This window comes from Bacillus sp. NP157 (assembly GCA_018889975.1).
In the GTDB taxonomy this organism is placed as follows: domain Bacteria; phylum Pseudomonadota; class Gammaproteobacteria; order Xanthomonadales; family Rhodanobacteraceae; genus Luteibacter.
The window spans coordinates 1,640,266-1,652,938 of the sequence record CP076546.1; the positions used below are offsets into that span (position 1 = coordinate 1,640,266).

General features: G+C 69.1%; 14 protein-coding genes. 5 read left to right on the top strand and 9 right to left on the bottom strand.

The features are described 5' to 3' along the window. The first annotated feature begins 2 nt into the window (after positions 1-2). The 5 genes from KPL74_07365 to KPL74_07385 all read left to right on the top strand — a co-directional run bounded on the left by KPL74_07365 (position 3) and on the right by KPL74_07385 (position 6,584). Positions 3-1,022, top strand: coding sequence for a ligase-associated DNA damage response exonuclease (locus tag KPL74_07365; protein ID QWT21816.1), 1,020 nt, complete (start codon positions 3-5; stop codon positions 1,020-1,022). Continuing rightward, the gene (locus KPL74_07370; GenBank protein ID QWT21817.1) at positions 1,022-2,617 is read left to right on the top strand and encodes an ATP-dependent DNA ligase; all 1,596 of its coding nucleotides are present in this window, start codon (positions 1,022-1,024) and stop codon (positions 2,615-2,617) included. Before KPL74_07365 ends, KPL74_07370 begins: the two co-directional genes overlap by 1 nt. Further along, on the top strand, positions 2,574-5,015 hold the full coding sequence (locus KPL74_07375) for a ligase-associated DNA damage response DEXH box helicase (GenBank protein QWT21818.1): 2,442 nt from the start codon (positions 2,574-2,576) through the stop codon (positions 5,013-5,015). The genes KPL74_07370 and KPL74_07375 overlap by 44 nt, the downstream gene beginning before the upstream one ends. Next, positions 5,012-5,653 (top strand): ligase-associated DNA damage response endonuclease PdeM, encoded by a 642-nt coding sequence (gene pdeM, locus KPL74_07380; GenBank protein ID QWT21819.1) that lies wholly within the window; start codon positions 5,012-5,014, stop codon positions 5,651-5,653. The genes KPL74_07375 and pdeM overlap by 4 nt, the downstream gene beginning before the upstream one ends. Positions 5,654-5,732: 79 nt before the next feature. Next, positions 5,733-6,584 (top strand): energy transducer TonB, encoded by an 852-nt coding sequence (locus KPL74_07385; protein QWT21820.1) that lies wholly within the window; start codon positions 5,733-5,735, stop codon positions 6,582-6,584. On the opposite strand, the gene KPL74_07390 is transcribed toward KPL74_07385, so the two are convergent. From KPL74_07390 to KPL74_07430, 9 genes are all read right to left on the bottom strand, one after another. Next, on the bottom strand, positions 6,581-7,081 hold the full coding sequence (locus KPL74_07390; protein ID QWT21821.1) for a molybdopterin-dependent oxidoreductase: 501 nt from the start codon (positions 7,079-7,081) through the stop codon (positions 6,581-6,583). The two genes, KPL74_07385 and KPL74_07390, sit on opposite strands and share 4 nt — an antisense overlap. 41 nt (positions 7,082-7,122) lie before the next feature. Continuing rightward, positions 7,123-7,842, bottom strand: a complete 720-nt coding sequence (locus tag KPL74_07395) for a copper homeostasis protein CutC (protein ID QWT21822.1) — start codon at positions 7,840-7,842, stop codon at positions 7,123-7,125. Positions 7,843-7,844: 2 nt separating this feature from the next. Next, positions 7,845-8,849 carry a N(4)-(beta-N-acetylglucosaminyl)-L-asparaginase gene (locus KPL74_07400; GenBank protein QWT21823.1) on the bottom strand — a complete coding sequence of 335 codons (1,005 nt, stop codon included), beginning with the start codon at positions 8,847-8,849 and terminating at the stop codon, positions 7,845-7,847. After that, positions 8,803-9,129 carry a hypothetical protein gene (locus KPL74_07405; GenBank protein ID QWT21824.1) on the bottom strand — a complete coding sequence of 109 codons (327 nt, stop codon included), beginning with the start codon at positions 9,127-9,129 and terminating at the stop codon, positions 8,803-8,805. The genes KPL74_07400 and KPL74_07405 overlap by 47 nt, the downstream gene beginning before the upstream one ends. After that, a complete protein-coding gene (locus KPL74_07410; protein QWT21825.1) occupies positions 9,129-9,593 on the bottom strand; it encodes a hypothetical protein in 465 nt (154 codons plus the stop codon). The genes KPL74_07405 and KPL74_07410 overlap by 1 nt, the downstream gene beginning before the upstream one ends. Before the next feature lie 11 nt (positions 9,594-9,604). Next, positions 9,605-10,078: a hypothetical protein gene (locus tag KPL74_07415; GenBank protein QWT21826.1), complete on the bottom strand. Its 474-nt coding sequence runs from the start codon at positions 10,076-10,078 to the stop codon at positions 9,605-9,607. A gap of 194 nt (positions 10,079-10,272) precedes the next feature. Beyond that, complete coding sequence (locus KPL74_07420; protein QWT21827.1) at positions 10,273-10,479, bottom strand: cold-shock protein; 207 nt, start codon at positions 10,477-10,479, stop codon at positions 10,273-10,275. Positions 10,480-11,379: 900 nt separating this feature from the next. Next, positions 11,380-12,120 carry an S-methyl-5'-thioinosine phosphorylase gene (locus tag KPL74_07425; protein ID QWT21828.1) on the bottom strand — a complete coding sequence of 247 codons (741 nt, stop codon included), beginning with the start codon at positions 12,118-12,120 and terminating at the stop codon, positions 11,380-11,382. A 4-nt stretch (positions 12,121-12,124) separates the two neighbouring features. Beyond that, on the bottom strand, positions 12,125-12,673 hold the full coding sequence (locus KPL74_07430) for a hypoxanthine-guanine phosphoribosyltransferase (GenBank protein ID QWT21829.1): 549 nt from the start codon (positions 12,671-12,673) through the stop codon (positions 12,125-12,127).

The following is a 12,673-nucleotide window of genomic DNA, read 5'->3' on the forward strand; positions in this document are numbered from 1 at the left end:
GGATGGATAGCGACCTGCTGCTACCCCGCCCGGAAGGCCTGTACTGTCCCGCGGGCGATTTCTTCATCGACCCCATGCTGCCGGTCGCGCGTGCCGTGGTCACGCACGCGCATGGCGACCACGCACGCTCGGGCAGCGCGCTCTACCACGTCGCCCGCGCCGGCCAGGCGCTGATGCAGGAGCGCCTCGGCGCCGCCGCCACGATCCTCGCCTTCGACTACGGCGAACGCTTTACCCTCGGCGAGACCGTGCTCAGCCTGCATCCGTCGGGGCATGTCCTCGGCGCCGCCCAGGTGCGGATCGAAGGGCGTGGCAAGGTCGCGGTCGTTTCGGGCGACTACAAGCGCGACCCGGACCCGACCTGCGCACCCTTCGAACCGGTGCCGTGCGATGTGTTCGTCACCGAATCGACCTTCGGCCTGCCGATCTACCGCTGGCCGCCGATGGCTGAGGTCATCGACGACATGCTCGCGTGGTGGGACGACTGCGCGGCACGCGGCATCCCCGCCGTGCTGTTCTGCTACGCGCTGGGCAAGGCGCAGCGCATCCTCGCCGAACTGGCGACGCGTACCGATCGCCAGGTCTTCCTGCACGGCGCGATGGTCCGGCTGGTCGAGGACTATCGCGAAGCCGGCATCGACATGGTGCCGACCCAACCGGTGAGCGACGAGGCCCGCGGCCGCGACTTCGCCGGCGAGCTGATCCTCGCCCCACCCTCCGCCGCGGGTTCGCCGTGGATGAAGCGCTTCGCCAAGGCGTCCACGGGCTTTGCCTCCGGCTGGATGCAGGTGCGCGGCGCGCGCCGCCGGCGCGGCTACGATCGCGGATTCATCGTCTCCGACCATGCCGACTGGCCGGGCCTGGTGCGCAGCGTCGAAGACTGCGGGGCAAAGCGCATCTACGTCACCCATGGCGATGGCGAAGCGCTGATCCGCTACCTGCGCGAACGCGGCCACGATGCACGCGCGCTGCGCTCGCTCGGGCAGATGCCCGACGTGCGCGCGAGCGAGGAAGGCGACTGATGCGCCGCTTCGCGCAGCTCTACGATGCGCTGGATCGCACGGCCTCGACGTCGGCGAAACGCGATGCGATGGCGGCCTACTTCGCCGAAGCGCCGGCCGTGGACGCGGCGTGGGCCGTCTACGTGCTGGGCGGTGGCAAGCTGAAACGCACGGCGACGTCGACCGAGCTGCGCGCCGCGCTCGCCAGCGAGACCGGCTACGCCGACTGGCTGATCGACGACAGCTATTCGCATGTGGGCGACCTCGCCGAAACCATCGCGCTGATGTTGCCGCGCCAGGAAGGCGAAGGCACCGATACGCCCCTGCATGTGTGGATGGAGGCACGGCTGCCCTCGCTGGCGCGGCTGGAGTCCGCCGAGCGCATGGACACCCTGCGCGAGTGGTGGCGTGAACTGCCCGCCAGCCAGGTCTTCCTCGTCAACAAGCTGCTGACCGGCTCGCTGCGCGTCGGCGTGTCCCACCGGCTGGTGGTCCAGGCACTCGCGCAATGGACGAACCTGCCCACCGACCTCATGGCCCATCGCCTCAGCGGTACGTGGAAGCCAGGCGCCGACGCCATCGCCGCGCTGGCCGGGCCGGAGCGGGCCGACGAACATGCCGGCGACCGGCCCTACCCGTTCTTCCTCGCCTCGCCGCTGGAACACGAGGTGGCGACGCTCGGCGACGTCGACGCCTGGCTGGCCGAGTGGAAGTGGGACGGCATCCGCGCACAGCTGATGCGCCGCGGCGACGACGCGATCCTGTGGTCCCGCGGCGAGGAACGCCTCGACGGTCGTTTCCCCGAGCTGGAACAGGCCGCGCGCGCCCTGCCCGACGGCTGCGTGATCGACGGCGAGATCCTCGCGTGGTCGAACGACGAAGTGCATCCGTTGCCGTTCGCCGCGCTGCAGAAACGCATCGGCAAGCTCAAGCCCGGGCCGAAGCTGCTCGCCGATACGCCGGTGCGGCTGATGGCCTACGACCTGCTCGAACTCAACGGCGACGACCTGCGCGAAACCCCACTGCAGGAACGCCGCGCGAGGCTGGCAAGCCTGCTCGACGGACACGGCCCCACCTTCATGCTGTCCGCCGGCATACCGGCCGCCACCTGGGAGGACCTCGCGACCATCCGCACCGAGTCGCGCGAGCGTCGTACCGAAGGCCTGATGCTGAAGCGGCTGGAGTCACCGTATCGGGTCGGCCGCAAGCGCGGCGACTGGTGGAAATGGAAGGTCGATCCGTACACCGTCGATGCCGTGCTGCTCTACGCGCAACCGGGGCATGGCCGCCGCTCGGGCCTGTTTACCGACTACACCTTCGGTGTGTGGGACGGCGAGACGCTGGTGCCGGTCGCGAAGGCGTATTCCGGGCTCGACGATACCGAGATCGGCAAGCTCGACCGCTGGATCCGCGCGAACACCATCGACCGTTTCGGCCCCGTGCGTTCGGTCACCCCCACCCACGTATTCGAACTCGCGTTCGAAGCCATCCAGGCCTCGGGCCGCCACAAGGCCGGCGTGGCCGTGCGCTTTCCGCGCATCCTGCGCTGGCGCACTGACCTTGCGATCAACGATGCCGACAAGCTCGACGACCTCCGCCGCCTGGCGTCGGGCTGAAGCCCGCCTCATCGCATGGTTCACGGCGCAGGAACGCAAGCCTGCGCCGTTCCAGCGCGCGGCCTGGAAGCACTGGGCCGAGGGCCGGCACGGCCTCGTCCATGCGCCCACCGGCACCGGCAAGACGCTCGCCGCCGCGGGCGGGCCGCTGATCGACGGCGTGCTCAACCCCGGCACTGGCCTGCGCCTGCTCTGGATCACGCCGCTGCGCTCGCTGGCCACCGACACCACCCAGCACCTGGGCGCGGCGGTGGAAGCGATGGGCCTACCTTGGCGCGTATTACGGCGTACCGGCGACAGCGGTAGCGCCGAGCGTGCACGCCTGCGTCGCGGTGCCTGCGAACTGCTGGTGACGACACCGGAAAGCCTGGCCCTGTTGCTGAGCTATCCGGATGCACGCGAGCGCTTCGCCAACCTGCGCGGCGTCGTGGTCGACGAGTGGCACGAACTGGTTGGCAACAAGCGTGGGACCTTGCTGCAGCTTGGCCTGACCCGCCTGCGCACGTGGCACCCCGGCGCGCGCATCTGGGGCCTGTCGGCGACGCTGGGCAACCTCGACGAGGCCCTGCGCGCACTGGCCGGCGACGGCGTGCTGGTCGGCGCCGCCACGCGCAAGAAAACGGTAATCGACACCGCGCTGCCCGAAGGCGACGAACGTTTCCCGTGGGCCGGCCACCTTGGCCTCAGCCAGTTGCCGCGCGTGCTCGCCGCGGTGCTGGAAGCACGCAGCAGCCTGGTTTTCGCGAACACGCGTTCGCAGGCGGAGCTATGGCATGAGGCACTCGCCTCCGTATGGCCCGAGGCACCGGCGACGCTTGCCTTGCACCACGGCTCGATCGATCCGAAGCTGCGCCTCGCGACGGAAGAAGGCCTGCGCGTCGGCGCGCTGCGCTGCGTGGTCGCCACCTCCAGCCTCGACCTTGGCGTCGACTTTTCCAGCGTCGAGCGGGTGATCCAGGTCGGCAGCCCGAAGAGCATCGCGCGCCTGCTCCAGCGCGCCGGGCGCAGTGGCCACCAACCCGGCATGCCGTCGCGGATCCTCTGCGTGCCGACCCACCTGCTCGAACTCGCCGAGGTCGACGCGGCGCGCCGCGCACTCGGCGAAGGCCACCTGGAACCGCGCCACCCGATGCGCGGGTGCCTCGACGTGCTAGCCCAGCACCTCATGACCATGGCGCTGGGCGGCGGCTTCACGGCCGACGAGGCCTTCGCGGAAGTCACCTCGTCGCTGGCCTACGCGAGCCTGCCACGCGAGCGCTTCGATGCCGTGCTCGCCTACCTCTGCACCGGCGGCAGCGCGCTCGCCAGCTACCCCGAATACCAGAAGCTGGTCCAGGTGGATGGCCGCTTCCTTGTCGAGAGCGGGCGTATCGCCCGCATGCACCGCCTGTCGATCGGCACGATCACCTCGGATGGCACGCTGCAGGTGCGCTACATGAAGGGCGCACGACTCGGCACGGTCGAAGAAAGTTTCGTCTCGCGCTTGCGGCCCGGCGATCGTTTCCTCTTCGCGGGACGCAACCTGGAACTGGTCCGCGTGCGTGACATGGTGGCCTACGTGCGCGCCGCACCAAACCGTCGTGGCGGCGTGCCGCGCTGGATGGGCGGACGGATGCCGCTGTCCGGCGAACTCTCCGATGAACTGCGCCGCGCACTGGCCGAACCCGACCCGCGCAGTGCGGAGATGCGGGCACTGAAGCCCTTGCTGGCGATCCAGCGCAAGCAGTCCACGGTGCCCTCGCTCGCGCAGACCCTCGTCGAGACGACCCGGACGCGTGAGGGCGATTACCTGTTCGTCTTCCCGTTCGCCGGCAGGCTCGCCCATGAAGGCCTGGCCGCCGTGCTCGCGTCGCGGCTCGCGCAGCTGCAACCGGGCGACTACGGCTATGCCGTGAACGACTATGGCCTAACCATCACCGCGGCGCGCATGCCCACGCTGGACGCCGACGCGATGCGCCTGCTGCTGCATCCCGCGAACCTGCGCAGCGACATCCGCGCGAGCGTGAACCTCTCCGAACTCGCGCGGCGACAATTCCGCGAGATCGCCCGAGTGGCCGGCCTGGTCTTCAACGGCTACCCCGCGCAGGCGAAAACGCTGCGCCAGCTGCAGGCATCCAGCGGGCTACTCTACGACGTGTTGCGCCGGCATGACCCGACCCATCCGCTGCTCTGGCAAGCCGAGCGTGAAGTACTCGACCAACAGCTGGACTTCACCCGCCTGCGCACCTGCCTGCTGCGCGTCGCCCGTTCGGAGCTGGTCTGGAACGAAACCCGACGGCTAAGTCCGCTGGCCTTCCCACTCTGGGTCGAGCGCCTGCGCGGCGGCATCGCGACGGATGACTGGAAATCGCGCGTGGAACGAATGCTCGCCTCGCTGGAAGCGGGGGCGCCGGCATGATCACCCGCGAGATCGAAGTCGCCGGCGAACGCCTGACCCTGCATGCCGAGCGCGCCTTGTACTGGGCCTCGCAGCGCACCCTGATGGTGTCCGACGTGCACTTCGGCAAGGGAGCGGTGTTTCGACGCGCGGGCATCGCCGTGCCCAGTGGCGACACCGGCGACGACCTGCAACGGCTGGATGCCCTGTTCGCCGCGTTCGCACCGGACCGATTGGTGATCCTCGGTGACCTCGTCCATGGCGCGGCGACCGAACGCAGTGCATGGGTGGACGATGTACGCGCATGGCGACGCCGGCACGCACGCGTCGAGATCGTGCTCGTCGCCGGCAACCATGACCGCCACTTCGATGTCGCCAGCCTCGGCATCGACGTACGCCACGACCGCATGGCCATGGCGCCCTTCGTGCTGTCGCATCATCCCCACGCCCACGCCGAGGGCTACGTGCTGGCCGGCCACGTGCACCCTGGCGTGGTCGTGCGCGATGGCTGGCGCAGGCATCGGCTACCCGCGTTCGTGTTCGATCGCGACGTGGCCCTGCTACCCGCGTTCGGCACGCTCACCGGCCTGCATGAGGTGCCGCGCATGGCCGGGCGCAGCCTGTTCGCCGCGACGCCCGGCGGCATCGTGCCCGCCTGAAAATACCTGCGGGCGTCCTACCATTCCGTAACGTTTTCGCTGGCATACTCCGGTGACCACGAGGCAGGGAGTCACACGGATGAAGAAGCAGTGGATCATTGGCATGGCAGCGCTCGCGATGACGGGCCTGGCCGTCGCCGCAGGGCCTGGCGCCGCGCGCAAGCGGGCCGAAGCAAGCATGTTGGTCACCGGCGACATCACCGTCGCACCCGACGGAAGCGTTAGCGGTTACACACTGGACCGCCAGGAGAAACTGCCCGCCGACGTCGTCGGCCTGGTCAGCAAGGCCACGGCGAAGTGGAAGTTCCAGCCCACGCTGCGCGACGGACACGCCGTGGCTGCGAAAGCACACATGAGCCTGCGCCTGGTCGCCCGGCGCGAAGCCCCTGACAGCACGACCTACACCATGCGCATTTCCGGCGCGTCGTTCGGTGACGAAGGTGCCGGTGGCGAAGAGATCTCCTACGCCACCCGCACGCCGCCGGCCTACCCGACCAATGCGATCGCGCAGGGCATCGAAGGCACGGTGTACCTGCTGGTGAAGGTCGGCCGCGACGGCAAGGTGGCCGACGTCGATGCGCAGCAGGTGAACCTCGGCGTCGTCGGTTCCGATACGCAGATGAACGTGTGGCGCAACGTGCTGGCCAACCCGGCGATCCGCGTCGCGAAGACGTGGACCTTCACCGTGCCGACCAGGGGCGACCACGCGAGCGATCCGTATTACTACGCCGTCGTGCCGATCACCTACCATCTCAACCGGAACGCGCGCCCCGACGATGCCTACGGCACGTGGCAGGCCTACGTGCCGGGACCGAAGCAGGAGATCCCCTGGGCGAAGGAAACCGGCGACAGCGCCGATGCCGTCCCCGACGATGGCCTGTTCCTGGTCAACAGTGGCCTGAAGCTGGCCACGCCGCTGGATAACGGCTAAGGCTTCGGCCGGCGCTCGGCGGTCGAGGCTTCCACCAGCTCGATCGCCGTGACGCCGTGGACCCAGCGTGCCGGACGCGCGTCGTCGGGCACCACCAGCCGGTACGGACCGTCTTTCGCGTCGAGCGGCTTGCCCTCGTGCTTGTCCACGAGCACGACCTTGCGTCCGCCGAACGCGGGATCGAGTTCGCCGAGGCTGAAGACCACCTGGTAGCCGTCGCTCGCGGTGATCCGCACGAAGTCGGTGAGCGCCTTGCCACGCAGGGCTTCGCCCGCGGGTGCCCCCTGCGCGTGCAATACATCGATAAGGTTCACGCCCTGCCACGCCGTCGGCGCGTCGCCATGCGCACCGGCTTTTACTTCCGTACGCGGAAGCGCCGAAGTATCCAGGTCGACGGGCGCCTTGCCCGGCGCGGTGTAGCGCAGCGCATCGGCGCCGAGGGCGTTGCCCGCCAGCAGCAGCCCGGCGAGCACGGCAAAACCTTGCAGACGAATCACGGTCGACTCCTGGTGGGACGAGGCGCCGTGACTATAGCGTGTCAGGCCAGCGCGGCGACCAGGGCGCGCACCGTGTCGACGTCCGTGCGCGTCTCGCCCGAACCCATCCCCAGCGGATCCGCCGGCGAACGACGCATGGCCGACGGCAACCGGCGCTTCGCCGAGGCGTGGAATTCGTCCGCGCCGGTGTGGGTACGCAGCGCGGCGACGTTGCCCGGCTCGATGCCGGCGCCGGGCATCACCACGATGCGTCCCGCCGCCTGCGCGACCAGCCGCGCGATCCGCCCGGCACCAGCGACCGCGCCCGGCATGCCACCGGATGTCAGCACGCGCTCGAAGCCCAGTTCGATGATCGACTCCAGCGCCGCCGGCTGGTCGTCGACCAGGTCGAAGGCGCGATGGAAGGTAACGCCCATGCCTTCGGCGGCCTCGAGGAAGCGCACGCAGGCCTCGGTATCCACGTCGCCTTCCGGCGTCAGCGCGCCGACCACGACACCGTCGCAACCCAGTTCACGGCAGTGCACGATGTCGTCGAGCATGGCTTCGATCTCGTGGTCTTCGTACACGAAGTCGCCCGCGCGCGGACGGACGAGCACGTAGAGCGGGATCGACAGGCCTTCGCGCGCGAGCACCAGGGTGCCGTGCGACGGCGTGACCCCGCCTTCGTCCAGGCTGGCGCACAGTTCCACCCGGCCCGCGCCGCCTTCCTGCGCGGCGAACGCCGACGCCGCGGAGTTCGCCGCTACTTCGAGCAAGGCCATGGTCAGTAGGTGCTCTTGCCGGGGATCAGGGTGTCCTGCTTCTTCGCGTCGCATACCGCGTAGGAGAAGCCCTTCTGGATCGCCCACGCGCCAACGTTGCCCTTCTTGTCCATGGCGAGGAAACCGACCTGCAGGTCCTTCGCTCCCGGCTTGCGGCGGAGGATGCGCTCCACCGCTTCGCGACACGCATCTTCGGGCGAGCGGCCCTGGCGCATCAGTTCGACGACGAGGAAGCTGCCGACGTTGCGGATCACTTCTTCGCCGACGCCGGTCGAGGTGGCCGCACCCACTTCGTTGTCCACGTAGAGGCCCGCGCCGATGATCGGGCTGTCGCCCACGCGTCCGTGCAGCTTCCACGCCATGCCGCTGGTGGTGCACGCGCCGGACAGGTTGCCCTTCGCATCGATCGCCAGCATGCCGATCGTGTCGTGGTTCGATGCGTCGCCCGGCGTACCGCCCGGGCCGGCGTTATAGGTTTTCACTTCGCTGTTGGCCTGCGGCGTGTACTTCGCCGTCTTTAGCCACTCGTGCCAGGCCTTGTCGGACTCTGGCGTGAGCAGCTCCTCTCGCGGGAAGCCCTGCTCCAGCGCGAACTGCAGGGCGCCATCGCCGACCAGCAGGACGTGCGGGGTGCGCTCCATCACCCGGCGCGCCACCGAGATGGGATGGGCGATATGTTCGATCGCCGCGACCGCACCGCAGTTACCGTTCTCATCCATGATGCTGGCGTCGAGCGTGACCTTGCCGTCGCGGTCGGGATAACCCGCGCGGCCCACGCTGTGGTTCTTCATGTCCGCTTCGGGAACGCGCACGCCCTGCTCCACCGCATCCAGCGCACGGCCGCCAGCGGACAGGACTTTCCACGCCGCCTGGTTCGCCGGCACGCCGAAGTCCCAGGTCGAGCAGACGCGGGGCAGCATGCCGCCGGATGCGTCGCGGCGCGCGCCGGCCGGGCCCGGTTCAGCCGCGGAACCCGCCTTTGCGAACCCGTTGGCAGTCAACGCCATGCCCGACGCCACCGTTGCGCCCTGGAGAAAACGCCTGCGATCCATGGAATCCCTCGAATGTCGGCGCGCCGTCCGCGCCACCACCGATGGTCGCACGCACGGCGCCGGCATCGCCACCGACCCGGCCCGTTGCACGGCCACGTTCGAGCTCGACGCACCAGAGGACGTGGAACGCTTCGTGCCGCGCGGCGGCGAAGCGCGAGGCATGCACGCCGAGGTAGGCCAGGATCGCCAGCGCGGCCAGCACGACGACCAGGATCGCGCCGCGTTGGCGAGGCATCACGGGATCCCGATAACGCGCGAGTGCAACCGGCCCGTCCGCGTCCGCAGGCGCACCTCGATCAGGCGCGCGTCGGAGGGGACGCCCTCGTCGACCCGCCGACGACGCACCCCATCGGCATCGGCCACGTCCGCCAGGACATCCAGGCCGACGATGCCGTCGAGCACGACCTCGCACTGCAGGCGGCACCGACGCAGCCCGTTGTCGACCGTCCAGCGCACGGGCTCGACGCCCGCGGGCAGCAGGCGCGGATGGCAACGCCATGCGAACAGGCAACGCCATGCGTCGCGCCGGCCACGGACATCCGCCTCGATCGCCGCGAACGCATCCGCCAGCCGCTCGGCCGTGCGCGCCTGCGCGAGACCCATGCGGACGTGCGTGGCCACGGCGACCGAGCCGGTCATGACGATGGCGGCAACGATCGACGCAAGCGCCAGGCCGACCAGCAGTTCGACGAGGGACATGCCGCGGCAAGTCATGGCGCAGCCCCTGCCGACGGCGTGGCTGGCGGCGTGGGTGACGGTGCGGCCGACAGAGCCGGCAAGGACGTCCGCCACGCCAACGCGCCCGAAGCCCACTGGATGCTGATGACGCACTCCCCCTCCGCGCAACGAACCTCACCTTGTGCGGCACGGCCGAGCGCGAGGTCGAGGTTATCGCGGAACTGCCGCAGGTCGAGACGAGCCAGCCTGTCCGGCATACAGCGGCGCCGGCAATCCGCCTCAGCCCGGCCTACGGCCGCCGCGACCGGCCAACCGTAATCGCCCGCCCGTGCAGCATGGGCATTGGCGCGGACCCGGGCGGCCATGTCGACCGCGACCCCAAGGGCCACACGATGCGCCCCGGCATCCGCCACTTCGTCCGTTGAACGAGCCAGCCATGCCGCGGACGCCGACGATCCGACGGCGAAGACCGCGATGGCGGTGAGGGATTCGATGAGGGTAGCCATGCGCACAGGATGGCCTGCAGGCCGGCGGCGCGAAGCCGGCGCGGGCCGGCCAGGCGACGGGGCGGCGCCCGTGGCGATGGACGGCTGGATGGCCATGCGTCGCGCCGGGTGTCCGCCGACCGTCTGTCAGGATCTGCGGGCAAAAAAAACCCCGCGCGAACGCGGGGTTTTCCGTGGGAACCTTGCGCGACTGCTTAGGCAGCGAGCTCGACACCCGAGGCCTGGGCGCCCTTAGGCCCCTGGGTTACTTCGAACTGCACGCGCTGTCCTTCCTGAAGGCTGCGGAAGCCCTTCGAATTGATCGCAGAAAAGTGGACGAACACGTCCTCCCCACCGTCCTCGGGTGCGATGAAACCGAAACCCTTGGCGTCGTTGAACCACTTGACCGTACCGAAACGCATTGCGGAAACCTCTGGACATGGACTGGAAGCACCCGGATGGCGAGGCTTCCCCAGATCCCCTTGGCCTGCCCCCGCGGCGCGTGCGAAGTATCCTCATGTTTTAGACAAAAGCGCAACTGCGACTCTTTCCCATGTTGGAGGCTGCGCGGCGCTCGGGCGTGGTCGCAGGACCAGCCCTCGTGCGTGGTCGCCGCACCAGCGCTCGGGCGTGGTCGCAGGACCAGCCCTCGGCGCCCACCCTCGCTGCTCAGACAGGTCCTCCGCGCTCGACAAGGTTGGCCGCAGCCGCGGCCCATGTATTTGATTAGCCTTCGGCTGCTCGCTTGTGCGGAAGATGCCGCGGCTTCGCCGCCATGCTTTCCATTCGCGCGCAGGCGCGCTCCTACAACGCCGCTACATAGGCTCATGTAGGAGCGCGCCTGCGCGCGAAAACCAACAGGGCGGGATGCTGGAACCTGATTCACCGATCATGCGAACGCCGTCGAATCACATTGGAATGATGATCTTGGGCGCTGGTACCTGCTGTGCTGAGGCAATCCCATTCGCGCGCAGGCGCGCTCCTACACGAGCCGCCGCCGTTGCATCGGCCGTCCAAACCAGCTTGCGGGAACGTGGAGGAAGAGCCCTCGGTGCCTACCCTCGAGGCGAGTTCGTGGCGGCGAGGGGGCCGGGCGGGAAAAGCCCGCAGGGGGCCGGCCACGATGGCCGGCCGTTCTTGTTGAGGCAGGATGCCGAATCAAGAACCTCCGCCCGGCACCCGGTGCGCGGCCGCAGGCCAATAAGAAGACGGGCTGCGGAGCAGCCCATCCTTTTCGCACGCCAGAACGCTGTCTGAGCAGCGAGGGTAGGCACCGAGGGCTCTTCCCGCCGCAACGCCCGAGCGCCGCGCTGAGGTCGGCCTCAGCCCAGCAGCCGGGCCAGGATCGGCGGGACGTTCGCCGTGGCGGCGGCCAGGTGGGCGAAGATTTCCTCGATGCTGATCTCCGCCTCGTCGCCCGCGCCCGCGGCGAAATTCGCCACCAGGGCCAGGCAGGCAAACTCCAGGTCCAGCTCACGCGCCAGCGCCGCCTCCGGCATGCCGGTCATGCCCACCAGATCGCAACCATCGCGCTTCATCCGCGCGATCTCCGCACGCGTCTCCAGACGCGGGCCCTGGGTCACTCCGTGCACGCCACCGTCGATGATCGCGAGACCCTCGGCACGCGCCGCGGCCAGGATCGCCTGGCGCAGGCTCTCCGTGTACGGCTCGCTGAAATCGATATGCCGGACCTCGGCGCCTTCCACGTCATTGAAGCTCGTGAAACGGCCATGCGTGTAATCGATGACCTGGTCCGGCACCACCAGCGCGCGCGGACCCATGTCGTCGCGGATGCCACCCACGGCATTCACCGCCACCACGCGGCGCGCACCCAGCGAATGCAGCGCCCACAGGTTCGCCCGGTAATTCACCCGGTGCGGCGGCACGGCATGGCTCTCGCCATGACGCGCGAGGAAGGCCAGGCGCTTGCCGTTGAAGTCGCCGACGACGACGTCGCCCGAGGCCGGGCCGAACGGCGTTTCCACCGCGTGGCGTTGCGGATTTTGCAGGCCTTCGAACGCGTACAGGCCGCTACCGCCGATGACGGCAAGGTCGATGCTCATCGGGTCAGTCCTTCAGTGCGTAGATGGCCGGCAGGTTACGCGCCTGCTCGTGGTAGTCCATGCCGTAGCCGAAGACATAGCGATCCGGCAGGTCGACGCCGTTGAAGTCGGCTTCGATGCCATCGGCGCGGCGGTCGTGCAGCTTGGTGCAGAGCACGGCCAGCAACACCCTCTTCGCACCCATCTCGATGCAAGCGTCGCGCACGGCCTTCAGGGTGTGGCCTTCGTCGAGGATATCGTCAACGAGCACCACGGTGCGGTCGTGCAGCGGCACTTCAGGACGGCGCAGCCAGTGCAGGTCGCTGCCGGTGGTGGCGCCGCGGTAGCGGGTCGCGTGGACGTAGTCGAATTCGAGGTCGGTCTTCATCGCCAGGGAGAGCTGGCCGGCGAAGATCAGCGCGCCATGCATCACGGTGAGGAACACCGGGCGCTCGCCGGCAAGGGCGGCATCGATCTCGCGGCCCATCCGGGCGATCTGGACGTCGAGTTGTTCCCGGGTGAACAGGACGTCGGCATGGGCGAGCGCATGCTCAAGCGAAGCGGAGGCGGTCAT

What these genes read in the sequence shown, in the direction of transcription:
- KPL74_07370 (QWT21817.1), top strand. Translation starts at nt 1,022, where the DNA reads ATGCGCCGCTTCGCGCAGCTCTACGATGCGCTGGATCGCACGGCCTCG.
- KPL74_07405 (QWT21824.1), bottom strand. Translation starts at nt 9,129, where the DNA reads ATGCCTCGCCAACGCGGCGCGATCCTGGTCGTCGTGCTGGCCGCGCTG.
- KPL74_07385 (QWT21820.1), top strand. Translation starts at nt 5,733, where the DNA reads ATGAAGAAGCAGTGGATCATTGGCATGGCAGCGCTCGCGATGACGGGC.
- KPL74_07425 (QWT21828.1), bottom strand. Translation starts at nt 12,120, where the DNA reads ATGAGCATCGACCTTGCCGTCATCGGCGGTAGCGGCCTGTACGCGTTC.
- KPL74_07395 (QWT21822.1), bottom strand. Translation starts at nt 7,842, where the DNA reads ATGGCCTTGCTCGAAGTAGCGGCGAACTCCGCGGCGTCGGCGTTCGCC.
- KPL74_07420 (QWT21827.1), bottom strand. Translation starts at nt 10,479, where the DNA reads ATGCGTTTCGGTACGGTCAAGTGGTTCAACGACGCCAAGGGTTTCGGT.
- KPL74_07400 (QWT21823.1), bottom strand. Translation starts at nt 8,849, where the DNA reads ATGGCGTTGACTGCCAACGGGTTCGCAAAGGCGGGTTCCGCGGCTGAA.
- KPL74_07375 (QWT21818.1), top strand. Translation starts at nt 2,574, where the DNA reads ATGCCGACAAGCTCGACGACCTCCGCCGCCTGGCGTCGGGCTGAAGCC.
- KPL74_07430 (QWT21829.1), bottom strand. Translation starts at nt 12,673, where the DNA reads ATGACCGCCTCCGCTTCGCTTGAGCATGCGCTCGCCCATGCCGACGTC.
- KPL74_07365 (QWT21816.1), top strand. Translation starts at nt 3, where the DNA reads ATGGATAGCGACCTGCTGCTACCCCGCCCGGAAGGCCTGTACTGTCCC.
- pdeM (QWT21819.1), top strand. Translation starts at nt 5,012, where the DNA reads ATGATCACCCGCGAGATCGAAGTCGCCGGCGAACGCCTGACCCTGCAT.
- KPL74_07410 (QWT21825.1), bottom strand. Translation starts at nt 9,593, where the DNA reads ATGTCCCTCGTCGAACTGCTGGTCGGCCTGGCGCTTGCGTCGATCGTT.
- KPL74_07415 (QWT21826.1), bottom strand. Translation starts at nt 10,078, where the DNA reads ATGGCTACCCTCATCGAATCCCTCACCGCCATCGCGGTCTTCGCCGTC.